Genomic DNA, 22,162 nt, shown 5'->3' with positions numbered 1-22,162 from the left:
GACGACGGTCAGCCGATGCGCGACACCAGGGCGTCCAGTCCCATGCCGTAGTCGATGCGCACGACGGGGAGGGCGAGCTTGTCGGTGCCGATCGTCACGAACCCGGGCTCGATCGTCCGTGCCATCTCGTAGCCGGCCTGCGTGACGCCCTGCTTGGCGGTGTCGTCGTAGTGCCCGAAGGGATAGGCGATGACTTCGCGAACGCCCAGGGTGTCGCCGGAGACGTTCACGTCGGCGGCGATCTGATCCGCGGTCCAGTTGACCATCAGGCCGTCGCCGTTGTCGCCCGCCTTGTGCATGTCGTGAGTGTGCGAGCGGCGCAGCACGTGGATCGACGGCGGCGGGTCCGACCGGTAGGCGGTCACCATGAAGGAGGTCGCGAGCAGCTTGTGCGCCGCCACCACGGGCGCCCCGAGGTCGAACCAGGTCTGGTCGGCATCGTCGTCGGTGATGATCACGCTCCGCGCGGGCAGCGAGAGCCGGCCGTCGATGAAGGCGCTCAGCTCGTCCCAGGTGGGCAGGTAGAAGCCCGTCGTCGCGATGTGGTTCATGTGCGCGTCGAAGTCGCCGATGTAGGCGTAGTTGCCGCGCAGCCAGCCGGACTCCCCCTCGGGATCCGCCGTGAACTGGTGGTACATGAGGATCGGGACCTGCACGCCCTCGGCGGTGTTCTGCTCCGGCGTCTTCCATGCGGCGAAGAGCTCGACCTGCTGCTCGTCGCAGACCACGGGGTCCGCGCCGTTCACTCGGACAGCGACCGTGTACGCCGCGGCATCCGCCGCCGTCGGGTACCAGCCGGCGAACACACGGCCGGCGAGGGCCGGGATCGGGAGCGCCTGGTACAGGCCGTCCTGCCGCTGAAGCTGCGGGTCGGCGGGAGCCCCCTCGCCGGTGAACGTCACCGCACAGGCGAGCGGATCGGCGGCATCCGCGATGAGCTGCTCCGCGGGCGTCAGCGGTGGCGGCGTCACCACCGGTGTCGGCGTCCGTGACGGCTTCGCTTCGGCCTCGGCCTCGGCCGGCGCATGGTTCAGCCAGACGTACGCCGTGAAACCGCCACCCACGACGACGATCACCGCAGCGATGATGATTCCTGCGACGCCCCCGCGCCGTCTCCCCCCGGAGGCCACGGTCAGATGTCGAATCCCTCGGCGATCAACTCGACGAGCTCCTCCCGCTCCTCGACGGGGAGGAACGCGGCCGCAGCCGCATTGAACTGGAAGGTCTCGAGATCGTCGAGGTCGTACTCGAAGGTCTCGACGAGCAGGGCGAGCTCGCGGGTGAGCGACGTGGCGCTCATGGTGCGGTTGTCGACGTTCACCGTCACCGAGAACCCGAGCTGATACAGCAGGTCGAACGGGTGGTCGGCCAGGGTGTCACCCCACGCGGCGATCGCGCCGGTCTGCAAGTTCGACGACGGCGAGAGCTCGAGCGGGATCTCGCGATCGCGCACCCAGCGGGCCAGGTCGCCGAACTGCACCTGCACCTCGTCGCCCTCCTGCGTGACGACCTGAAGGTCTTCGGCGATGCGCACGCCGTGGCCGAGACGCAGCGCGCGACCGTCGATGAGCGCGGAGCGGATCGACGCGAGACCCGCGGCCTCGCCCGCGTGCACGGTCACCGGGAAGAAGTTGTCGGCGAGGTAATCGAAAGCGGCGCGGTGGTTCGACGGCGGGAAGCCGTCTTCCGGGCCGGCGATGTCGAAGCCGACGGCACCGCGACCGCGGAAGTCGACCGCGAGCTCCGCGATCTCCCGTGCCCGGTCGGTCTGCCGCATGGCGGTGATGAGCTGGCCGACGCGGATGCTGCGTCCGTCGCGATCCGCCGCATCCTCGCCCTCCTCGATGCCCTGCTGCACGGCTTCGACGGTCTGCTCGAGCGTGAGGCCGCGCGCCTGATGCTGTTCCGGGGCCCAGCGCACCTCGCCGTAGACCACGCCGTCCGCTGCGAGGTCCTGCACGAACTCGCGCGCGACACGGGTGAGCCCCTCCTGGGTCTGCATGACGGCGGTCGTCAGGTCGAACGTCTTGAGGTACTCGACCAGCGAACCGGAATCGCTCTGCTTCGCGAACCACCTGCCGAGGGCGGCGGGGTCGGCCTCCGGGACCTCGAGGCCGATGGAGTCCGCGAGCTCGAGGATCGTCGAGGGGCGCAGAGCGCCGTCGAGGTGGTCGTGCAGCGACACCTTCGGCAGGCTCCGCAGGGAGACGCCCTGCAGCGTGACGTCGCCGTTCGCATCGATCGACATGGTGATCCTCTCGGTCGCGGATGTGCTCAGTTCAGGCTAGCGGTCGCGACTCACGCCGTGATGCGCTCGCGCACGATCGGACCGGTGGCCGGAGCCTCGTCGCCGATCTCCCACGAGCCGTCGAGGGCTTCCAGAGCACGACCGAATCGGGCGTCGTCGGCCGCGGACAGCGTGAACAGCGGCTGCCCCGCGACGACGCGGTCACCGGGCTTGGTGTGCAGGTCGATCCCCGCCTCGAAGATCACCGGATCCTCGGCCCTGGCGCGCCCGGCTCCGAGCCGCCAGGCGGCGATGCCGAACGGGAGTGCATCCATGCGTGTGATCACGCCGTCGGTCGGGGCCGTCACGACATGCGTCTCCCGCGCGGTCGGCAGCGCCGCGTCGGGGTCGCCGTCCTGTGCGCGGATCATCGCCTTCCAGCTGTCCATCGCACGACCGTCGTCGAGCGCGGCCTCCACGTCGGCATCCGGCTGGCCGGCGAGGGCGAGCATCTCCCGCGCCAGAGCGAGGGTCAGCTCCCGGACATCGGCCGGACCACCACCGGCGAGGATCTCGACGGATTCGCGGACCTCGTTGGCGTTGCCGATCGCGAGTCCGAGCGGCACGTTCATGTCGGTGAGCAGCGCGGTGGTCGCCACTCCGGAATCGGTGCCGAGCGCGACCATCGTGCGTGCGAGTTCCCGGGCGCGGTCGATGTCCTGCATGAAGGCACCGGAGCCGAACTTCACGTCGAGCACGAGCGCGTCGGTGCCCTCGGCGATCTTCTTGGACATGATGCTCGACGCGATCAGCGGAATCGCCTCGACCGTGCCGGTGACGTCGCGGAGGGCGTACAGCTTCTTGTCGGCAGGAGCGAGGCCCGAACCCGCGGCGCAGATGACCGCGCCGACGTCGCCCTGCATCTGCGCGAACATCTCCTCGTTGCTGAGCGCTGCTCGCCAGCCGGGGATCGACTCGAGCTTGTCGAGCGTGCCGCCGGTGTGACCGAGTCCGCGGCCGCTGAGCTGCGGGACGGCGACGCCGAACGACGCGACCAGCGGGGCGAGCGGCAGCGTGATCTTGTCGCCGACGCCGCCGGTGGAGTGCTTGTCGACGGTCTTCTTGCCGAGGGAGGCGAAGCTCATCCGCTCCCCCGACGCGATCATCGCGTCGGTCAGCACGCGGATCTCATCGCGCTCCATCCCGCGCTGGAAGATCGCCATCGCGAACGAGGCCATCTGCGCGTCGGAGACGTAACCGCGGGTGTACGCATCGATCATCCAACGCAATGCCGCCTCGGGGACCGCACCGCCGTCGCGCTTGGCGCGGATGACGTCCACCGCGTCGAAGGGCTCAACCGTCATCGTGCTTCCTCCAGGTCGCGTGGCCCGAACGCATCGGGCAGCACCTCGTCGATCGTGCGGATGCCGGAGACCGTCTCCAGGAGCATGCCCGGCATCGCGTGCTCGAACAGCAGCTGCCGGCAGCGACCGCACGGCATGATCGTCTGTCCGTCGTTGTTCACGCACACGAACGCGACGAGCTGGCCGCCGCCGGACATGTGCAGGTCGCCGACGAGGGCGCACTCCGCGCAGAGCGTCACGCCGTAGGAGGCGTTCTCGACGTTGCAGCCGGCGACGATGCGCCCGTCGCCGACGAGAGCGGCCGCCCCCACGCGATAGCGCGAGTACGGCGCGTACGCCTTCGTCATGGCATCCGTGGCGACCTGGCGCAGCTCGTCCCAGTCGATGTCCGTCATTGCGATGCTTCCCTCTTCCTGATCGGGCTAGGACTTGATGTAGGGCTTGCCGTCGGCAGCCGGCGCCTTGATCTGCCCGGCGAATCCGGCGACCGCGAGCAGCGTGACCAGGTACGGCAGCATGAGCATGAACTCGCCGGGGATCGGCGTCTTCAGGATCGACAGCAGATTCTGCAAGTTGGTCGCGAAGCCGAACAGCAGCGCGGCCAGCGTGGCGCGGATCGGGTCCCAGCGGCCGAAGATCACGGCGGCGAGGGCGATGAAGCCGAGCCCAGCCGTCATGTCCTTGCCGAACTGCGGCACCGAGACGAGCGTGAAGTACGCACCACCCATACCGGCGATCGCACCCGCGAGCAGCACGTTCCAGAACCGGGTCGGGTTCACCTTGATGCCGACGGTGTCGGCGGCCTGCGGGTGCTCGCCGACGGCACGAAGCCGCAGACCCCAGCGGGTGCGGTACAGCCCCCACGCCACCACGGCGACGGTGATGAACATCAGGTACCCGATGAACGTCTGGTTGAACAGCACCGGTCCGATGATCGGGATGTCGCTGAGCACCGGGATCTCGACCCGCGGGAACCGGACCGGAGTGTTCAGGGTCGTCTCGTTCGGTGCGAGCAGCGCCCCGTAGAGGAAGCCGGTGAGGCCCGTGACCAGCACGTTGAGCACGACACCGACGATCACCTGCTCGACGAGGTACTTGATGGCGAATGCGGCCAGCACGCTGGCCACCAGCACGCCGCCCACCATCGCGCCGATCAGACCCACGAACGGGTTGCCGGTGATGCTCGAGAGCAGCGCGGCGGAGAAGGCGCCGAGCAGGAGCTGACCCTCGATCGCGACGTTCACGACACCGGCACGCTCGCCGATGACGCCGCCCAGAGCACCGAACACGAGCGGCACCGACAGCGACACCGCTCCGAACAGCAGGCTCGTGACGGGCACGAGTCCCCCGGCGGATGCCCAGACGAGGAACGCGAAGACGGCGAGCACGCCGTAGGCGACCACGAGCCACAGCGAGGGCTTGCGATAGGTCCACGCCCGGAGGAAGGCTCCGACCGTGAGGACCACCAGGATCCCGAACACCACCCAGAAAGTCGAGGCGGTCGGCAGGGCCACGTCGGGCAGCGAGAGCGCCGACGACTGGTCGGAGAGTCGGAAGGTGCTGGTGCCCGTCCGCGGCACCGCGAGGAACAGCAGCGCCAGCAGCGCGGTCGCCGCGGCGAGGACGATCGGCGCCTTGAGGTGCCGCTCCTTGACCGTCGCGAGCTGCACCGTGCCGTCGGCGGCCTGGGTCTGAACGAGGGACATCATGCCATCACCGCCTTCTTCGCGGCCTTGGCTCTGGCCTTGGCCGCCTTCTCCGCATCGGTCTTCGGAAGGAAGAACACCGTGCGCAGCAGCGGCGGCGCCGCGATGAACAGCACCACGAGGGACTGCACGACGAGCACGATGTCGACCGGGATGTCCTGCGCCTGCATCGAGAACGAGCCCGCCTTGAGCGCCCCGAACAGGATGCCGGCCGCGAACGTACCCCAGGCGCGGCTACGTCCGAGGAGCGCGACCGTGATCGCGTCGAAGCCGATGCCGGCGTCGATCGTCTCGGTGACGCCGGTGGTGACGGCGCCCTGGATCTGGTTCATGCCGGCGAGACCCGCCAGTCCCCCGGCGAAGAGCATGGCGTAGACGTAGATGCGCTGCACGCTGATGCCGGCGGCGCGCGCGGCATGCGGGTTCTCACCCACGGCGCGCATCCGCATGCCGAGCGACGAACGCTCGATGAGCCACCAGACGAACAGGGTCGCCACGATCACGATCACGAAGCCGAGATCGAGGAGGGGGAACTGCGGGCCGAGCAGGGTCGGGAACTGCGCGCTCTGCGGCGTCGCCGAGCCGAGGGCCTGGTTGGTGCCCGGCTTCTGCAGCAGGCCCGGCGTGCGGATCATCCACAGCAGCAGGTAGTACGCGATGTAGTTGAGCATGATCGTGAGGATCACCTCGTGCGCACCGGTGCGCGCCTTGATGAGTCCCGCGATGGCGCCCCAGAGCGCACCGCCGGCGATGCCGGCGATCAGCGTGACGGGGATGTGCAGCCAGATCGGCAGATCGAGGGAGAACGTCAGCAGCGCCGCGACCGCGACACCGATGAGCATCTGACCACGGGCACCGATGTTGAACAGGCCGACGCGGAACGCGAGCGCGACGCCGAGACCGGCCGCGATCAGCGGTGCCGCGAAGCCGAGGGTGTTCGTCAGCGGGCGGATCTGAGCTGCGAAGTCCGCGCCGCGGGCGTTGAAGATCGCCCCGCGGAAGAGTGCCTCGTAGCCGTTGTACACCGCGTTCCAGGCGGCGACGAAGGTGTCGCCCGGCTGCGCGAAGAAGTAGACGGAAGCCGTCTGCACGTCTTCGTTCGTGAAGGCGATGAGGATGCCGCCCACGATGAGCGCCAGGACGATCGCGAGGATCGTGGTGACGGCGTTGCCGCGGAGGATCTCCTTGAGGATGACGTTCCCGCGCGGAGGCGGCGGCACGTCGGAGGGGTCGCGCGGGACCGTGCCGGTGCTCGTCGCGAGCTCCTGCGGCGGGATCCCCTTGGTCACATCTCCTGCGCCGGGCGTCGCTCCGCTCACGCGGCCACCTCCCCTTCGGCCGCTCCGGCCATCATGAGTCCGAGTGTCTCCCGAGGCGTGTCGCCGGGGACGATGCCGACGATGGTGCCGCGGTACATGACCGCGATCCGGTCGGCGAGAGCTGCGACCTCGTCGAGCTCCGTGGAGACGACGATCACGGGGATTCCCGCATCGCGCGTCTCGATGATGCGCTTGTGGATGAACTCGATCGAGCCGACGTCCACGCCGCGGGTCGGCTGCGCGGCGACGAGGAGCCGCAGGTCACGGCTCATCTCCCGGGCGATGACGACCTTCTGCTGGTTGCCGCCCGACAGCGTGCCCGCCGGAGTCTCCGGCCCCTGGGTGCGGATGTCGTACTCGGTGATGCGGGCGCGGGCGAACTCGTCGAGTGCCGAACGGCGCAGCGTACCGGCACGGCTGAAAGCCGGATCGTCCGAGCGGTCGAGGATGAGGTTCTCCGCGACGGAGAAGCCGGCGACCAGGCCGTCCTCCGTGCGGTCTTCCGGGACGAAGCCGACACCGGCGACGAGGATGGCGCGCACGCTCTTGCCCACGAGCTCCTTGCCGTCGAGCACGATGCTGCCCTCGACGCGCGCGGCGAGGCCGACGATGGCCTCCACCAGCTCGGTCTGGCCGTTGCCCTGCACACCGGCGATCGCGAGGACCTCGCCCGGTCGGACGGCGAGGTCGACACCATCGACGACGATCGCGCCCGTGGGCGTGAGGACGCGCAGCCCCTTGACCTCGAAGCCGCCCTCGCCGAGACGGGGCGGGTCCTTGTGCACGGTCAGCTCGACCGCACGGCCGACCATGAGGGAGGCGAGCTCGGCGTTGGTCGCGGTGGGAGATGCCTCGCCGACGACCTTGCCGAGGCGGACGATGGTGATCTTGTCGGCCACCTCGCGCACCTCGCGCAGCTTGTGCGTGATGAACACGATCGCCGTGCCCTCGTCGCGCAGCTGACGCATGATGTTCATCAGCTCGTCGGTCTCCTGCGGGGTGAGCACCGCCGTGGGCTCGTCGAACACGAGCACCTTCGCGTCGCGCGACAGAGCCTTGATGATCTCGACCCGCTGCTGCACGCCGACGGGCAGGTCGCCCACGAGCGCATCCGGGTCGATGTCGAAGCCAAACCGTGCCGCCACGGACCGCACGTGCTCTCGCGCCTTCGCGATGTCGAGCGTTCCGAGCGCCTTGGTCTGCTCGTGACCAAGCATCACGTTCTCGGCCACGGTGAAGACCGGGACGAGCATGAAGTGCTGGTGGACCATGCCGATCCCCGCAGCCATCGCGTCGCCGGGACCGCGGAAGCGCTGCACCTCGTCATCGAGGAGGATCTCTCCCTCATCGGCCTGGTACAGGCCGTAGAGGACGTTCATGAGCGTGGACTTGCCCGCGCCGTTCTCACCGAGGAGCGCGTGGATCTCCCCCGGCTCGACCACCAGATCGATGTGGTCGTTGGCCACGAGGCTACCGAATCGCTTGGTGATGCCGCGAAGTTCGAGCTTCATATCTGCACCTTATCCAGAAGAGTCATCCAGGAGAATCATCGTCCGTCCACGGCACGGGGCGAGTGGCCGCCTGCTCACCACTCGCCCCGTGCTGGACCGGTTACGACTTACGGGGAGTTCTCGGACTCCACCGTGATGTCACCGGCGATGATCTGCTTCTGCAGTTCGGCCAGCTCGTCGACCAGGCCCTCGGGCAGGTCGCCCTCGAAGTCGCCGAAGCCGGAGAGCTTGACGCCCTCGTTCTCGAGCGTGCCGACGTACGGCGCTGCGTCGAACTCGCCGCCGGCGGCCGCGACGGTCGCGTCGTGCACGGCGACGTCGATCGCCTTCATGATCGAGACCAGCGTCATGCCTGCCACGTTCGGGTCAGCCACAGCGAGGTCGCTGTCGACGCCGAGCATCAGCGTGTCCTTGCCGCTGTCGGTGATCGCGGCAGCCGCGCTCTGGTAGACGGGGCCGCCGACCGGGAGGATGACGTCGACGCCCTGGTCGAGCACGCCCTGCGCGGTCTGCTTGGCGGTGTCGTTCGCGTCGAAGCCGCCCGTGAACGAGCCCTTCTGCGTCGCGGCGTCCCAGCCGAAGACCTCGACCGCGGCCGACTTGTCCTCGTTGTACTTGTCGACGCCGAGCTGGTAGCCGTCCATGAACACGGCGACCGACGGGATCTGCATTCCGCCGAAGGTGCCGACCTTGTTCACGCCGCTCTGCGCGGACCAGGCTGCTGCGGCGTAGCCGCCGAGGTATGCCGCCTGCGCGGTGTCGAAGACGAGGGGCTTGATGTTCGGAGCATCCGTGGTGCCGTCGAAATCGTTGTCGGCGTAGTCGTCGATGATCGCGTAGTCGATCTCGGGGTTCGCGAGCGCGGACTCGACCGTGGCGGCGGAGAGCTTGAAGCCCACGGCGACGATGAGCGAGCAGCCCTCGGAGACCGCGGTCTCGAGGTTCGGCGCGTAGTCGTTGTCGTTCGCCGACTCGAACTCGAGGGGCTTGATGCCGAGCTCGTCAGCCGCGCTGTCCATGCCCTCCTTGGCCGACTGGTTGAACGACTTGTCGTTCCAGCCGCCCGCGTCGGAGATGAGGCAGGGAAGGAAGTCGGAGTCGACCGGCTTCTCGGAGCCCTCGGGCTTGTCGGTCGGCGCCTGGCCGCAACCGGCGAGCGCGAAGATGACGCCCGCGGCGACGGTCGCGCCGAGCAGCTTCTTGGTGGTGGAGATGGTCAACTGATGCCTCCCTCAACGAAACCGCGGCCATCGCGGATCGATCAAAGTTACCTACTGTTTCGTCTTTTGCGCACGTGCGCAGCGGATGCGCTGGCCAAAGGTTACAAAGCTGAAATCAAGCCACCCGATGAGCGTGACGTCCTGCTCATCGGCGCACTCCTCAGAGCACGTCCCCGCGACCGGTGAGCTTCAGGGACTCGACCACACCCTTCACCCGCTGCGCGTGCTCGACGGTGGTGACCAGGAGTGCGTCGGGGGTGTCGACCACGACGATGTCCTGGACGCCCACCAGACTGATCACCCGCGACGTCTGGCTGACGAGGATCCCGCTCGCGCCGTCGGTCAGGACACGGGCGTTCGGCCCGAGCACGGCGAGGTCGTTCTTGCGGCCGTTGTTGATGAGCTTGGTCAGCGAGGCGAAGTCGCCCACGTCGTCCCAGTCGAAATGGCCGGGGACGACGGCGAGGCGTCCGCGGCGGGCGGCGGGCTCGGCCACGGCGTAGTCGATCGCGATCTTCTTCAGGCGCGGCCAGATGCGATCGACTGCGGGTCCGCGCAGCTCGCGATCGTCCCAGGCCTCCGCGAGTTCGAGCAGACCGGCGTGCAGCTCGGGCTCGTTCGCGGCGAGTTCGTCCAGCAGGACGCTCGCCTTCGCGATGAACATGCCCGCGTTCCACAGATAGTCGCGATCGGCGAGGTACTCCTTCGCCGTCTCCAGGTCGGGCTTCTCGACGAAGCTCTCGACGAGCGCGGCCTCGCGCGCGCCGTCGACGACCAGCTCCGGACCCTTCTTGATGTAGCCGAAGCCGATCGCGGGCTCGGTGGGCGAGATGCCGATCGTGCAGATGTACCCCTCGCGGGCGACCTCCACGGCGTCGCGCACCGCGAACTCGAACACGCGCGTGCTGCGGATCACGTGGTCGGCGCTGAACGAGCCAATGATCACATCGGGCTCGCGCCGGTGCAGGATCGCGGCGGCGAGGCCGATCGCGGCGGCGGACTCCCGCGGCTCCGACTCCAGGAAGACGTTGAGGTCGGCGATGCCCGGCAGCTCGGCCTCGACCGCGGCGCGGTGCGCACGGCCGGTGACCACGGCGATCCGGTCGGATCCGCTGAGCGGCTCCAGCCGGTCCCAGGTGTCGCGGAGCAGCGAATGGCCCGACCCCGTGAGGTCATGCAGGAACTTGGGCGCGTCCGCACGGGAGAGCGGCCAGAGCCGACTGCCGATGCCGCCGGCGGGAATCACTGCGTAGAAATCCTTGATGGGTGCGCTCACCCTGCCAGGGTAGCCCGAGGAGACATCTCGACATCGAGATACTTAGGCTCCCCTTCGTCGCTCCCCGTCTTCGGACAGGAATAGGATGGACACCGATCGGGCGTGCCTGACTTCGACAGGCTCACACTTGCACGAGCAGCGCACGCGACCGACGCACATCGATCAGGGAGGACGACCGTGTCCACGAGCGCTCGCTTGACACCGTCGATTTCGGAAACCACGTCCAAGACCCCCCGCGGCACCCTTTATCGGGGCCGCGAAGGCATGTGGTCGTGGGTGCTTCACCGCATCACCGGAGTCGCCATCTTCTTCTTCCTGTTGGTGCACGTGCTCGACACGGCACTCATCAGGGTCTCGCCGGAGGCGTACAACGCCGTGATCGGCACGTACAAGAACCCCGTCATGGCGCTCGGCGAGGTCGTGCTCGTGGCCGGCATCGTGTTCCACGCGATGAACGGCCTGCGCATCATCGCCGTCGACTTCTGGTCGAAGGGCGCCAAGTATCAGCGGCAGCTCTTCTGGGGCGTGCTGCTGGTGTGGGGCATCATCATGGCCGGCTTCGTGCCCCGCCACCTGATGCTCGCGTTCGCCGGGTTCGGAGGGGGACACTGATGACCGCGCAGACCATCGCAGCTCCGGCTCGCCGCCGACGCGGAGTCAACCTCGAGAAGTGGGGCTGGGTCTTCATGCGCGCGTCGGGCGTCGTGCTCGTCGTGCTGATCTTCGGCCACCTCTTCGTCAACCTCATGGTCGGCGAGGGCATCCACGCCCTCGACTTCGCATTCATCGCCGGCAAGTTCGCCACGCCGTTCTGGCAGTGGTGGGACGTGCTGATGCTGTGGCTTGCCCTGATCCACGGCGCCAACGGCATGCGCACGATCGTGAACGACTACGTCACGAACACCACCGCCCGGAAGGCCCTCACCTGGGCCCTGGGGCTCGCCGCCGGCCTGCTCATCATCCTCGGCACGCTCGTCGTCTTCACGTTCGACCCGTGCCTGGGTGTGACCGAGGACAGCGTCCTGTGGACCGAATGCGCCGCCCTGGTCGGGAACTGAGAAGAAGGCTAAGAAGAAGTGACTACCGAGACGCAGGATTCCGTCGTCCGTGACGGCGTGCACTACCACCAGTTCGACATCGTGATCGTGGGCGCCGGTGGCGCCGGCATGCGGGCGGCCATCGAGGCCGGCCCCGGGGCGAAGACCGCCGTGATCTCCAAGCTGTACCCCACGCGCTCGCACACCGGTGCGGCGCAGGGCGGCATGGCGGCAGCCCTCGCGAACGTCGAAGAGGACTCCTGGGAGTGGCACACCTTCGACACCGTCAAGGGCGGCGACTACCTCGTCGACCAGGACGCGGCGGAGATCCTCGCGAAGGAGGCCATCGAGGCGGTCATCGACCTCGAGAACATGGGCCTCCCCTTCAACCGCACGCCCGAGGGCAAGATCGACCAGCGCCGCTTCGGCGGGCACACCGCGGAGCACGGCAAGACCCCGGTCCGCCGCGCCTGCTACGCCGCCGACCGCACCGGCCACATGATCCTGCAGACGCTGTTCCAGAACTGCGTCAAGCTCGGCATCAACTTCTTCAACGAGTTCTACGTGCTCGACCTGCTGACGGTGAAGGACGCCGACGGCAAGACCCAGATCGCGGGCGTCGTCGCGTACGACCTCTCCACCGGCGAGCTGCACGTGTTCCAGGCCAAGGCCGTGATCTTCGCGACCGGAGGCTTCGGAAAGATCTTCAAGACGACCTCGAACGCGCACACCCTCACGGGCGACGGCGTCGGCATCGTCTGGCGCAAGGGCCTCCCCCTCGAGGACCTGGAGTTCTTCCAGTTCCATCCGACCGGACTCGCCGGTCTCGGCATCCTCCTCACCGAGGGTGCGCGAGGCGAGGGCGCGATCCTGCGCAACGCCTCGGGCGAGCGTTTCATGGAGCGCTACGCCCCGACCATCAAGGACCTCGCCCCGCGTGACATCGTCGCCCGCTGCATGGTGCAGGAGGTCGCGGAAGGCCGCGGCGCCGGTCCGCACAAGGACTACGTGCTGCTGGACTGCACGCACCTGGGCGCCGAGGTCCTCGAGACCAAGCTCCCCGACATCACGGAGTTCGCCCGCACGTACCTGGGTGTCGACCCGGTCGTCGAGCCGGTCCCGGTGATGCCGACCGCGCATTACGCCATGGGCGGCATCCCGACCAACAACAACGGCGAGGTCCTGGCCGACAACGACACGGTCGTTCCCGGGCTGTACGCCGCCGGCGAGTGCGCCTGCGTCTCGGTGCACGGCGCCAACCGTCTCGGCACCAACTCGCTGCTCGACATCAACGTGTTCGGGAAGCGCAGCGGCCGCAACGCCGTCGAGTACGTCAAGACGGCCGAGTTCGTCCCGCTGCCCGAGAACCCCGCGGGCTTCGTCTCCGGGATGCTCGAGGACCTGCGCAACAACCAGGGCACCGAGCGGATCGCCGTGCTGCGCAAGACGCTGCAGGACGAGATGGACAAGGGCGCTCAGGTGTTCCGCACCCACGACTCGCTGCAGCACGTGCTGGGCGTGATCGCCGAGCTGCGTGAGCGCTACAAGAACGTGCACGTCGACGACAAGGGCAAGCGGTTCAACACCGACCTGCTCGAGGCCGTCGAGCTGGGCTTCCTGCTCGACATCGCCGAGGTCGTCGTCTACGCCGCGCAGAACCGCGAGGAGAGCCGCGGCGGCCACATGCGCGACGACTTCCCGACGCGCGACGACGAGAAGTACATGAAGCACACCATGGCCTACCTCACGGGCGACCCGCACTCGTCGACCCCGAGCGACCACATCAAGCTCGACTGGAAGCCCGTCGTCTTCACGAAGAACGATCAGGGCGAGTTGAACTACCCGCCGATGGAGAGGAAGTACTGAGCATGTCGAACGCCATCGCCGAAGCACCCGCGGACACGACCGCAGAGACCGGCATCCAGTCCTTCATCGTCACGTTCAACATCCGCCGGTTCGACCCCGAGGTCGACGCGGAGCCGCACTGGGTCGACTACGACGTGGAGCTGTACTCCACCGACCGCGTCCTCGACGCGCTGCACAAGATCAAGTGGGAGGTCGACGGCTCGCTGACCTTCCGCCGCTCGTGCGCGCACGGCATCTGCGGCTCCGACGCCATGCGCATCAACGGACGCAACCGCCTGGCCTGCAAGACGCTGATCAAGGACCTCGACATCTCGAAGCCGATCTACGTCGAGGCCATCAAGGGCCTGCCGCTCGAGAAGGACCTCGTCGTCGACATGGAGCCGTTCTTCGCGTCGTACCGCGAGGTGCAGCCGTTCCTCGTCGCCAGCTCCGTCCCGGAGAAGGGCAAGGAGCGCGTCCAGACGATCGCCGACCGCGAGATCTTCGACGACACCACCAAGTGCATCCTGTGCGCCGCGTGCACCTCGTCGTGCCCCGTGTTCTGGACCGATGGCCAGTACTTCGGCCCGGCCGCCATCGTCAACGCGCACCGCTTCATCTTCGACTCGCGTGACGACAACGCGGCTGTCCGTCTGGACATCCTCAACGACAAGGAAGGCGTGTGGCGCTGCCGCACGACCTTCAACTGCTCCGAGGCCTGCCCGCGTGGCATCGAGGTCACCAAGGCCATCGCCGAGGTCAAGCAGGCGGTTCTCCGCGGCCGTCCCTGACGCCCCGCATCAGGCCATCATCCGCGAACAGGCGGTTCCCTTCGGGGGCCGCCTGTTCTCGCGTCTCCCCCTGTTCTCACGCGCCCGGCCGCTCCCGCGAACCCGACTGCTCTCGCATCGCGCGGCGCTTGGATAGGGTGGGGACGTGTCTGAACCCGATGGCTCCGCGGCCGAGCCCGGTCGCCTCGATGCGGCCGTCGAGCGTGCGACCGCGCTGACGCAGCGCACCCTCGGCCTGTTCCCCGTGCGTGTCTGGCGACACTTCCTGCAGCACAACGGATTCCTGCTCGCTGCCGGCGTGAGCTATCAGGCGCTCTTCGCGATCTTCGCGGCGATCTACCTCGCGTTCGCCATCGCGGGCCTCTGGCTCGGCGGCAGCGAGGAGGCCGTCAACGGCCTGATCGACATGATCAACCGGTACATCCCCAATCTGATCCTCCCCGAGGGCGGCGTCTTCACGCCGGAGCAGGTGCAGGACGTCGCCGCGAGCACGGCCAACGTCCTCGGCGTCACCGGCCTGATCGCCCTCGGAACCGTCATCTGGACAGCCATCGGCTGGGTGACGTTCTCACGGCGCGCGACCAGGGACATCTTCGGTCTTCCACCGGACCGGCGCAGCTACGTGATCCTGAAGGCCCGTGACCTGCTCGCGGCGCTGATCTTCGGCGTCTCGCTGGTCGTCGGGTCTCTCCTCAGCTCCGCCAGCGCCGCCGTGCTGAGCTGGCTGCTCAGTCTGCTCGGGTGGGATTCCGGCTCGGACGGGCTGAACCTCGGCATCCGCATCGCGACCGTCATCGTCTCCTTCGTCCTGATGTCGACCGCGCTGGCGGCGATGGTCCGCTTCCTCACGGGAACGTCGCTGGAGTGGCGGACCATCTGGCCCGGCGCCCTTCTCGGCGGGGGCGCGATGACCGTGCTCCAGTACGGAGCCGGCTTCCTCCTCAGCTACACCCCGTCGAATCCGCTGCTCGCGACGTTCGCCATCTTCATCGGCCTCCTGCTCTGGTTCCGCGTGAACGGGGTCGTGATGCTGGTGGCCTCCTCCTGGATCGCGGTCGCCGCGCAGGACCGGGACCAGCCGCTGCTCGAGCAGACCGAGGCGGAGCGCCGATTGATCGAGTACGAGACCCTGCTCACCGCGGCCCGGATCCGCGTGCGAGAGGCTCGTGAGGCCCGCGACGCCGCACCCTGGATCGGTGCGTGGACTGCCGGACGAGCCCTGCGCGCTGCGGAGAACGAGCTCGCGGCTCTCGAAGCCTCTCCCCCTCCCCCCGTGGAATCGCCCACCCCCTTCGCGCAGCGCCTCATCGCCGACCTGCACCGACCGTCCCGGGATGTCGGCGACGCTCGTTAGGCTTGTTTCCATGCCCCATCTGCGTATCGCCACGGTCAATGTCAACGGGATCCGAGCGGCGGCTCGCAACGGGATGAGCAGCTGGCTCGACGAGGCCGGTGTCGATATCCTCACGCTGCAGGAAGTCCGCGGACAGGACGAGCACCTGGAAGCCGCGCTGCCCGGCTGGTCTTTCGTGCACGACGAGGCCACCGCCAAGGGGCGTGCCGGAGTCGCCATCGCGAGCCGCACGCCGGCACTCGCCTCGCGCACCGCGTTCGGGCCGGAGGACTTCGACTCCAAGGGCCGCTGGATCGAGGCCGACTTCGTGATCGGTGATCGTCCGCTGACCGTCGTGAGCGCGTATGTGCACTCCGGCGAGGCCGACACCCCGAAGCAGGACGAGAAGTGGAAGTTCCTCGACGCGTTCGGCACGCGGCTCGGCGAGCTCGGTGCCGACGGCGCACTCGCACTCGTGACGGGCGACCTCAACGTCGGGCACCGCGAGCTCGACATCAAGAACTGGCGCGGCAACCGCAAGAAGGCCGGGTTCCTGCCCCGCGAACGCGCCTACTTCGACCGCTTCCTCGGCGAGTCGGGTGCGGAGGTCACCGCCGTCGACGGCACCATCGGCACCGGCCTCGGCTGGGTCGACGTGGGCCGCCGGTTCCACGGCGAGATCGACGGCCCGTACACGTGGTGGTCGATGCGCGGTCAGGCCTTCGACAACGACTCGGGGTGGCGCATCGACTATCACCTCGCGACACCGGCACTCGCCGAGCGCGTCACGACCTATCACGTGGCCCGCGCGGCGGCCTACGATCAGCGCTGGAGCGACCACGCCCCGGTCGTCGTCGACTACTCGTACTGACGGCGTCCGGCGGCGTCTTCGGGAACCGCGGGGGAAGCCGCGTAGCGGTACCAGCCGCGGTACTCGAGGACCGTTCCGAGCACAGGACTCGTGGCCCGCATCGCTATGGTGCGACGCTTCTCGGCCTCATCCCAGCCGTCGACGAGGTCGACATCGAGGCGCAGGATGCCGCGGAGCGTGATCCGGCGCCCGCCGATCCGCAGGGCGACCGCGCGGGAGCGCATCCGCAGCGCCCCCTCCGCCGTGACGGAACACTCTTCGAGCATCTCGACCCGCCCGCGGGCCCCCAGCACGTTGTGCACGATCCCGGGGCGGGCGGTCGCCGTGAGCCGATCCGTGATGCGCTGAGTCGTGCCCGGAAACCGGAACTCCCGCGTGGCGGCCAGGGTCGCCCGCCCGGATCTCGACCGGCCGGTGACGGTGTGGATCCGGAACGGGACATCGCGGGCGAAACGCGTGACGACCAGGCCCGGGCCCACCACCGGGAGCGCCAGGGCGGTAAGTCTGCCGAACCGGCTGCCGGCCACGGCGAACACACCCTCAGCACTGTCGCTCTCGGCCTCGACCCGCATCTGCGCGAGGATCTCCGGGTGCAACCGCTCCGCGTCGTCGCCGAGCGCGGCGAGGAAGACGGCACCCCTGGATTCCGGCGTCATGCGCCCATCGTAGGGGCCGCGCACGCACCCCATAGGATTGGGGGTGTGACGAAACCTCGCCTTTACTCCGGAATGCAGCCCTCCGCCGACTCCCTCCAGATCGGCAACTACATCGGCGCGCTGCTCCAGTGGCGAGACCTGCAGAGCTCATACGATGCGTACTTCTCGGTCGTCGACCTGCACGCGCTCACGGTCGCTCAGGACCCTGCCGAGCTCCGAGAGAAGACGCGTCGCACCGCCGCGCAGTACATCGCCGCGGGTATCGAGCCGTCGCTGTCGACCCTGTACGTGCAGTCCCACGTGCGCGCGCACGCCGAGCTCGCCTGGATCCTCAGCACGATCACCGGTTTCGGCGAGGCCGGCCGGATGACCCAGTTCAAGGACAAGTCGACGCGATACGGAGCCGATGCCACCAGCGTCGGCCTGTTCACGTATCCGGTCCTCATGGCCGCCGACATCCTGCTCTACCAGACCGATGTGGTGCCGGTGGGCGACGACCAGAAGCAGCACGTCGAGCTCACCCGTGATCTCGCCGAGCGCTTCAACTCCCGCTTCGGCGAGACCTTCACGGTGCCGATGCCGGTCATCCAGAAGGAGACCGCGCGCATCTACGACCTGCAGAACCCGACCGCCAAGATGTCGAAGTCGGCGGAGAGCGACGCGGGGGTCCTGTGGATGCTCGACGACCCCGCGAAGTCGGCGAAGAAGATCATGCGGGCGGTGACCGACAACGAGGGCTCCGTGCGCTTCGACCGGGAGAACAAGCCCGGCGTCTCGAACCTGCTCACGATCTACGCGGCGCTCAGCGGTCGCCAGGTCGCGGCGATCGAGGACGAGTACGCGGGCCGCGGCTACGGCGACTTCAAGAAGGGTCTCGCCGAGGTCGTCGTCAACGAGTTCGAGCCGGTGCGCGCGCGTGCGCTCGAACTGCTCGACGATCCCGCCGAACTCGACCGCATCCTGGCGGAGAACGCCGGACGCGCGGACGCCGTCGCCGACGCCACCCTGTCGAACGTGTACGACCGCGTGGGGCTCCTCCGGCGCGTCTGAGCCGCGCCCTAGGATGGGGGACGTGACTGATCCGCAGCTGCCTCCCCCTTCCGGTGCCGCGCCCTCCGCGCCGCCGGCACCGCCCGCGACGACGGTTCCGCCGGTGCCGGAAGCTCCTTTCGGCGCAGTGCCACCTCCGGCAGCCCCCGGCTATCCCGCCGCAGCGCCGACGTATCCTGTCGCACCGCCCTACTCGACAGCGGCGAACGGACCGGCTACTGCGTATCCGGCAGCCCCTCCGGGCGCCTACCAGGTCCCCGTCGGCGGCTACGCCGCCCCGGCGGGCGCCTACACGGCCCCCGACACCACGGTCCGTCCCTCGGGGCTGCTCGGCACGATCTCGCTGGTCCTCGCGCTCCTCGCCGCGGTCGTCACCCCCATCGTCGTCGGCATCGCGGCCTTCGAGATCGGACGCGCCCTCCCGCAGGGTGTCACGACGACCACGACGGAAGATCTCAGCGTGCTCTCCCCCGCGCGCGATCAGGTTCTCTGGGCCGAGCTGTCCTTCTGGATCGGCACCATCCTCGGGATCGCCGCGATCGTGCTCGGCATCGTCGCCATCGCCAAGCGCCGGGGCCGCGGTACCGGCATCGCGGCAATCGTCGTCGCCGTGCTCGGCGCGGTCATCTTCTTCACCGTGCTGGTCGCCGCTCTTGCGGCAGGCGGCGCCGCCGGCTTCGCGACCTACTCGTCCTGACGACGCTCGCGGGCCTCAGAAGCGGGTCAGCGCTGCTTCAGCGCGGTGCGTGGTGCTTCTGCTGCGCCGCGAGGAGTCCTTCTCCGACGAGGAGTTCGACCGCGTCGGCCGCATCGTCGATGAGGATCGGCAGGTTCGGCCGCTCCTCCTTGCCGAAGGGTGACAGCACCCAGTCGGCGGGGTCCTGGCGGCCGACCGGACGGCCGATCCCCACACGCACCCGCGGGAAGTCGGCGGATCCGAGAGCCCGGGCGATATCGCGCACGCCGTTGTGGCCCCCGTGCCCTCCACCGATCTTGAGCTTGACCGTGTCGAAGGGGATGTCGAGTTCGTCGTGCACGACCACGACCTGCTCGGCGGGCACCGAGTAGAAGCGCGCCAATGCCGCCACCGGGGTGCCCGAGACGTTCATGAAGGTGTTCGGCTTGGCCAGCACGAGCTTGTCCGCGCCGGGACGCAGCCACGTCTCGACGACGCGCGCTCCGCCCTTGTGTTCGCGGAACGCCTCGCTGCGGCGCGAGGCCAGCTCGTCGACCACCATCTGCCCGATGTTGTGCCGGGTGGCCTCATATCGCGGGCCGGGGTTGCCGAGCCCCACCACGAGCCAGGTGGATGCCATGTCGTCGTCCTCTCACTCCTCGGGCCGCGAAGCCTCGGTCAGGATACGACAGAGGGGACGCGATCGGATCGCGTCCCCTCTGTGATGAATCAGCCGGAGATCACTCCGCGGCGGCCTCTTCGGCTGCCTCGGTGGCCTCGCCCTCGGCCTCGGCCTCGTCGTCCTCGGTCGGTGCGGCCGGGACGGAGATCGCGACGACGAGAACCTCGGGGTCGGAGAGCAGCGTGGAGCCCTTGGGGAGCTTCACGTCGGCACCGGTGATGTGCGCGCCCTCTTCCAGGCCCTCGACCGAGACCTCGATGTTCTGCGGGATGTGCGTGGCCTCGGCCTCGATCGACAGCGTGGTCGCGTCGAGGTTCACGATGGTGCCGGCAGCCGACTCGCCCGTGACGACGATCGGCACGTCGATGGCGACCTTCTCGCCCTTCTTCACGACGAGCAGGTCGATGTGCTCGATGATCTGGTGCACCGGGTCGCGCTGGACGTCCTTGACGAGGGCGAGCTGGCCCTTGCCCTCGATGTCGAGCTCGAGCAGCGCGTTGGCGCGACGGATGATGAGCGAGACCTGGTGGCCCGGCAGCGCGACGTGCACCGGCTCGGTGCCGTGGCCGTAGATGACGGCGGGGATCTTGCCGGCGGCGCGGAGGCGGCGGGCGAAGCCCTTGCCGAAGCTCTCGCGGAGCTCGGCCTGGACCTTGGTGTCTTCAGACATGGGGTTCTCCTTCGGGGCACGCAGCGAAGGCGCCGCGCGGTGGTCTTGGAATTGTCGAACTCGCTGACGCAGGAGGAAAGCCACCGGGCTTGCTTCGCCGCGTCGATAACGGATGAACGCGCACGCGCAGAAGCATCCCTCGCCGAGGTACAGCCTCAATGGTACCGGATGACCCGATAGGCTGAGGACACCGGTCCTTTTCTGCAGAACACGGAGAACCCCCATGCTCGACGGCGCCTTCCTCTCGCACGCAATCCTCTGGCTGATCGGCGCCATGACCGTGTGCGCGGCCGTCACGTCGTTCTTCGCGCTGTTCGCGATGGGGCGCTCGGGCTACCGCAAGGACTGACGGCGTTTCAGAAGGACTGACGGCGGCTCAGACCCCTGCGGTTTCAGACCGCCGTCGCCTGCACCGCATCACGGATGAGGCGCAGCTCCTCGTCCAGAGCCAGTGACGCCGAGACACCCATCCCGTTCTCATCGTCCTGCAGCGGCTCCAGGGTCTCCAGCTGCGAATCCAGCAGCGATGCGGGCATGAAGTGCTCCGCGCGCTGCGTGAGGCGCGCCTCCAGTGTGGCGCGCTCGACCACGAGCTCCACGAAGAAGGCGTCCGGCGCCTCCTCGCGGATCGCGTCGCGGTACTGACGGCGCAACGCGGAGCAGGCGATGACGATCCGGTCCGCGCCGTGGAGCGCCGCTCCGACGGTGCGAAGCCACGGCATCCGGTCCCCATCGTCGAGCGGGATGCCGGCGGCCATCTTCTCGACGTTCGTCAGCGGATGCAGGTCGTCGCCGTCGATGAAGCGCGCTCCGATGCTCTCGGCCACCGCTGCGCCCACCGTGGACTTTCCGCAGCCGCTGGGACCCATCACGACGATGCGCACGCTCATATCTCCAGACCGAAGTCGATGAGCACCTTGCAGGAGCTCGCGGGATCGGCTGCCAGCGCGAAGGCATCGTGAGAACGCTCGACGGGCAGCACCTCGCTGATGATACCGCGGACGTCCAGGCTGCCGTCGGCGAGCGCGGCGATGACGTCGTCGAGCTCGTCGCCGAAACGGAACGAGCCGCGAAGCGTCAATTCGCGGGTGATGGCCGTGGCCAGAGGGGCCGGCACGTCTCCCCCGCGCTGCAGACCGAGCAGCACGACGGTTCCGCCGCGGATCGCGGCCGAGACGGCGGCCGCGAGTCCGGGCACGGTACCGCTGGATTCGACCACGATGTCTGCGTGGAGCTCGGCGATCTCCGCCTCGGCCCTGGCATCGATCGCCCGGATGCCACGCGCCTCGGCGATCTCGCGCGGACGCTGCTGCAGGTCGGTGACGGTCACGGACGCCGCCCCACCGCGCTGGGCGACCGAGGCGACCAGCTGACCGATCGGGCCTGCGCCGAGGACGACGACTCGGCGCCCGTACACCTCGCCGGCTCGTTGCAGGGCATGCCAGGCGACAGACGCGGGCTCGGCCAGCGCTGCGGTTCTGAGATCGAGACCCGCGGGCAGGGGATGCAGCATGCGCGTGGGCAGCGCGACCCGTCGTGCGAATGCACCCTGTGTGTGCGGCAGGTGCATCGCCGAGCCGAGGTACGTCGAGGCCGGCGCGAGATTCGGCTGATCGGTCGGCCAGGGCGTGCGGCCGTCGCCGTGCGCGGTCAGGGGGTGCACGGCCACCGAGGTTCCGACGGCGGGGCCCGAGCCGTCCGCCGCGGCGACGGCCACGACACCCGAGACCTCGTGCCCCAGGACCATCGGCTCGCGCAGCACCGAGGCCCCGGCCGCGCCGTGCCGGACGTAGTGCAGGTCGGAGCCGCAGATGCCCCCGTACGCGACGGAGATGACCGCCTCGTCGGTGTGGGGCGCGGGAGCGCCGATGTCTTCGATCCGCAGATCATCGGCGGCGCGGGCCACCACGGCGAGATTGTCCACCATG

General features: G+C 68.7%; 23 protein-coding genes. 9 read left to right on the top strand and 14 right to left on the bottom strand.

From position 1 onward, the window contains the following. Window positions 1-8 precede the first annotated feature (8 nt). The 9 genes from AC6CHX_RS16700 to AC6CHX_RS16660 all read right to left on the bottom strand — a co-directional run bounded on the left by AC6CHX_RS16700 (window position 9) and on the right by AC6CHX_RS16660 (window position 10,623). Window positions 9-1,076, bottom strand: coding sequence for a polysaccharide deacetylase family protein (locus AC6CHX_RS16700; RefSeq protein ID WP_498273721.1), 1,068 nt, complete (start codon window positions 1,074-1,076; stop codon window positions 9-11). Between the two features lie 56 nt (window positions 1,077-1,132). Further along, window positions 1,133-2,248, bottom strand: a complete 1,116-nt coding sequence (locus AC6CHX_RS16695) for an adenosine deaminase (RefSeq protein ID WP_498273720.1) — start codon at window positions 2,246-2,248, stop codon at window positions 1,133-1,135. Between the two features lie 50 nt (window positions 2,249-2,298). Beyond that, complete coding sequence (locus AC6CHX_RS16690) at window positions 2,299-3,591, bottom strand: thymidine phosphorylase (protein WP_498273719.1); 1,293 nt, start codon at window positions 3,589-3,591, stop codon at window positions 2,299-2,301. Next, window positions 3,588-3,986: a cytidine deaminase gene (locus tag AC6CHX_RS16685; protein ID WP_029262551.1), complete on the bottom strand. Its 399-nt coding sequence runs from the start codon at window positions 3,984-3,986 to the stop codon at window positions 3,588-3,590. The genes AC6CHX_RS16690 and AC6CHX_RS16685 overlap by 4 nt, the downstream gene beginning before the upstream one ends. A gap of 27 nt (window positions 3,987-4,013) precedes the next feature. Next, the gene (locus AC6CHX_RS16680) at window positions 4,014-5,297 is read right to left on the bottom strand and encodes an ABC transporter permease (protein ID WP_446724443.1); all 1,284 of its coding nucleotides are present in this window, start codon (window positions 5,295-5,297) and stop codon (window positions 4,014-4,016) included. Continuing rightward, window positions 5,297-6,616: an ABC transporter permease gene (locus AC6CHX_RS16675; RefSeq protein ID WP_136041528.1), complete on the bottom strand. Its 1,320-nt coding sequence runs from the start codon at window positions 6,614-6,616 to the stop codon at window positions 5,297-5,299. The genes AC6CHX_RS16680 and AC6CHX_RS16675 overlap by 1 nt, the downstream gene beginning before the upstream one ends. Further along, the gene (locus AC6CHX_RS16670) at window positions 6,613-8,127 is read right to left on the bottom strand and encodes an ABC transporter ATP-binding protein (RefSeq protein WP_498273718.1); all 1,515 of its coding nucleotides are present in this window, start codon (window positions 8,125-8,127) and stop codon (window positions 6,613-6,615) included. The genes AC6CHX_RS16675 and AC6CHX_RS16670 overlap by 4 nt, the downstream gene beginning before the upstream one ends. 107 nt (window positions 8,128-8,234) lie before the next feature. Further along, window positions 8,235-9,347 carry a BMP family lipoprotein gene (locus tag AC6CHX_RS16665; protein WP_136041526.1) on the bottom strand — a complete coding sequence of 371 codons (1,113 nt, stop codon included), beginning with the start codon at window positions 9,345-9,347 and terminating at the stop codon, window positions 8,235-8,237. A 160-nt stretch (window positions 9,348-9,507) separates the two neighbouring features. Beyond that, the gene (locus AC6CHX_RS16660; protein ID WP_029262556.1) at window positions 9,508-10,623 is read right to left on the bottom strand and encodes a mannose-1-phosphate guanylyltransferase; all 1,116 of its coding nucleotides are present in this window, start codon (window positions 10,621-10,623) and stop codon (window positions 9,508-9,510) included. 177 nt (window positions 10,624-10,800) lie between these two features. On the opposite strand from AC6CHX_RS16660, the gene sdhC reads away from it, so the two are divergent. From sdhC to AC6CHX_RS16630, 6 genes are all read left to right on the top strand, one after another. Beyond that, window positions 10,801-11,235: a succinate dehydrogenase, cytochrome b556 subunit gene (gene sdhC, locus AC6CHX_RS16655; RefSeq protein ID WP_074731658.1), complete on the top strand. Its 435-nt coding sequence runs from the start codon at window positions 10,801-10,803 to the stop codon at window positions 11,233-11,235. Next, window positions 11,235-11,681: a succinate dehydrogenase hydrophobic membrane anchor subunit gene (locus tag AC6CHX_RS16650; RefSeq protein WP_136041524.1), complete on the top strand. Its 447-nt coding sequence runs from the start codon at window positions 11,235-11,237 to the stop codon at window positions 11,679-11,681. Before sdhC ends, AC6CHX_RS16650 begins: the two co-directional genes overlap by 1 nt. An 18-nt stretch (window positions 11,682-11,699) precedes the next feature. Then, entirely contained in the window at window positions 11,700-13,526 is a 1,827-nt protein-coding gene (sdhA, locus tag AC6CHX_RS16645) for a succinate dehydrogenase flavoprotein subunit (protein ID WP_136041523.1), read from the top strand. A 2-nt stretch (window positions 13,527-13,528) separates the two neighbouring features. Next, on the top strand, window positions 13,529-14,296 hold the full coding sequence (locus tag AC6CHX_RS16640; protein WP_105710885.1) for a succinate dehydrogenase iron-sulfur subunit: 768 nt from the start codon (window positions 13,529-13,531) through the stop codon (window positions 14,294-14,296). A gap of 145 nt (window positions 14,297-14,441) precedes the next feature. Beyond that, entirely contained in the window at window positions 14,442-15,650 is a 1,209-nt protein-coding gene (locus tag AC6CHX_RS16635) for a YihY/virulence factor BrkB family protein (RefSeq protein ID WP_498273717.1), read from the top strand. A 10-nt stretch (window positions 15,651-15,660) separates the two neighbouring features. Further along, window positions 15,661-16,500 (top strand): exodeoxyribonuclease III, encoded by an 840-nt coding sequence (locus AC6CHX_RS16630; protein WP_498273716.1) that lies wholly within the window; start codon window positions 15,661-15,663, stop codon window positions 16,498-16,500. On the opposite strand, the gene AC6CHX_RS16625 is transcribed toward AC6CHX_RS16630, so the two are convergent. Beyond that, window positions 16,488-17,156, bottom strand: coding sequence for a DUF4166 domain-containing protein (locus AC6CHX_RS16625; protein ID WP_498273715.1), 669 nt, complete (start codon window positions 17,154-17,156; stop codon window positions 16,488-16,490). The two genes, AC6CHX_RS16630 and AC6CHX_RS16625, sit on opposite strands and share 13 nt — an antisense overlap. Window positions 17,157-17,201: 45 nt before the next feature. Here AC6CHX_RS16625 and trpS point away from each other — a divergent pair, with 45 nt between their 5' ends. Together trpS and AC6CHX_RS16615 are read left to right on the top strand one after the other, a co-directional pair. Next, window positions 17,202-18,206: a tryptophan--tRNA ligase gene (trpS, locus tag AC6CHX_RS16620; RefSeq protein ID WP_081859884.1), complete on the top strand. Its 1,005-nt coding sequence runs from the start codon at window positions 17,202-17,204 to the stop codon at window positions 18,204-18,206. Window positions 18,207-18,228: 22 nt separating this feature from the next. Beyond that, the gene (locus tag AC6CHX_RS16615) at window positions 18,229-18,903 is read left to right on the top strand and encodes a hypothetical protein (protein WP_498273714.1); all 675 of its coding nucleotides are present in this window, start codon (window positions 18,229-18,231) and stop codon (window positions 18,901-18,903) included. Between the two features lie 37 nt (window positions 18,904-18,940). Here the strand turns inward: AC6CHX_RS16615 and pth are convergent, their stop codons facing one another. Continuing rightward, window positions 18,941-19,522: an aminoacyl-tRNA hydrolase gene (pth, locus tag AC6CHX_RS16610; protein ID WP_136041519.1), complete on the bottom strand. Its 582-nt coding sequence runs from the start codon at window positions 19,520-19,522 to the stop codon at window positions 18,941-18,943. A gap of 100 nt (window positions 19,523-19,622) precedes the next feature. After that, on the bottom strand, window positions 19,623-20,234 hold the full coding sequence (locus AC6CHX_RS16605; RefSeq protein ID WP_136041518.1) for a 50S ribosomal protein L25/general stress protein Ctc: 612 nt from the start codon (window positions 20,232-20,234) through the stop codon (window positions 19,623-19,625). A gap of 223 nt (window positions 20,235-20,457) precedes the next feature. Here AC6CHX_RS16605 and AC6CHX_RS16600 point away from each other — a divergent pair, with 223 nt between their 5' ends. After that, window positions 20,458-20,583, top strand: coding sequence for a hypothetical protein (locus AC6CHX_RS16600; RefSeq protein WP_275087537.1), 126 nt, complete (start codon window positions 20,458-20,460; stop codon window positions 20,581-20,583). Window positions 20,584-20,626: 43 nt separating this feature from the next. Here AC6CHX_RS16600 and AC6CHX_RS16595 read toward each other — a convergent pair whose 3' ends face one another. Together AC6CHX_RS16595 and AC6CHX_RS16590 are read right to left on the bottom strand one after the other, a co-directional pair. Next, the gene (locus AC6CHX_RS16595) at window positions 20,627-21,124 is read right to left on the bottom strand and encodes a gluconokinase (protein ID WP_498273713.1); all 498 of its coding nucleotides are present in this window, start codon (window positions 21,122-21,124) and stop codon (window positions 20,627-20,629) included. Then, complete coding sequence (locus AC6CHX_RS16590) at window positions 21,121-22,161, bottom strand: alcohol dehydrogenase catalytic domain-containing protein (protein WP_498273712.1); 1,041 nt, start codon at window positions 22,159-22,161, stop codon at window positions 21,121-21,123. Before AC6CHX_RS16590 ends, AC6CHX_RS16595 begins: the two co-directional genes overlap by 4 nt. Window position 22,162 lies beyond the last annotated feature (1 nt).

The organism is Microbacterium sp. GQ128 (assembly GCF_059758615.1).
The sequence above is the reverse complement of the archived record's forward strand: the minus strand, read 5'-3'. Positions and strand labels throughout refer to the sequence as shown.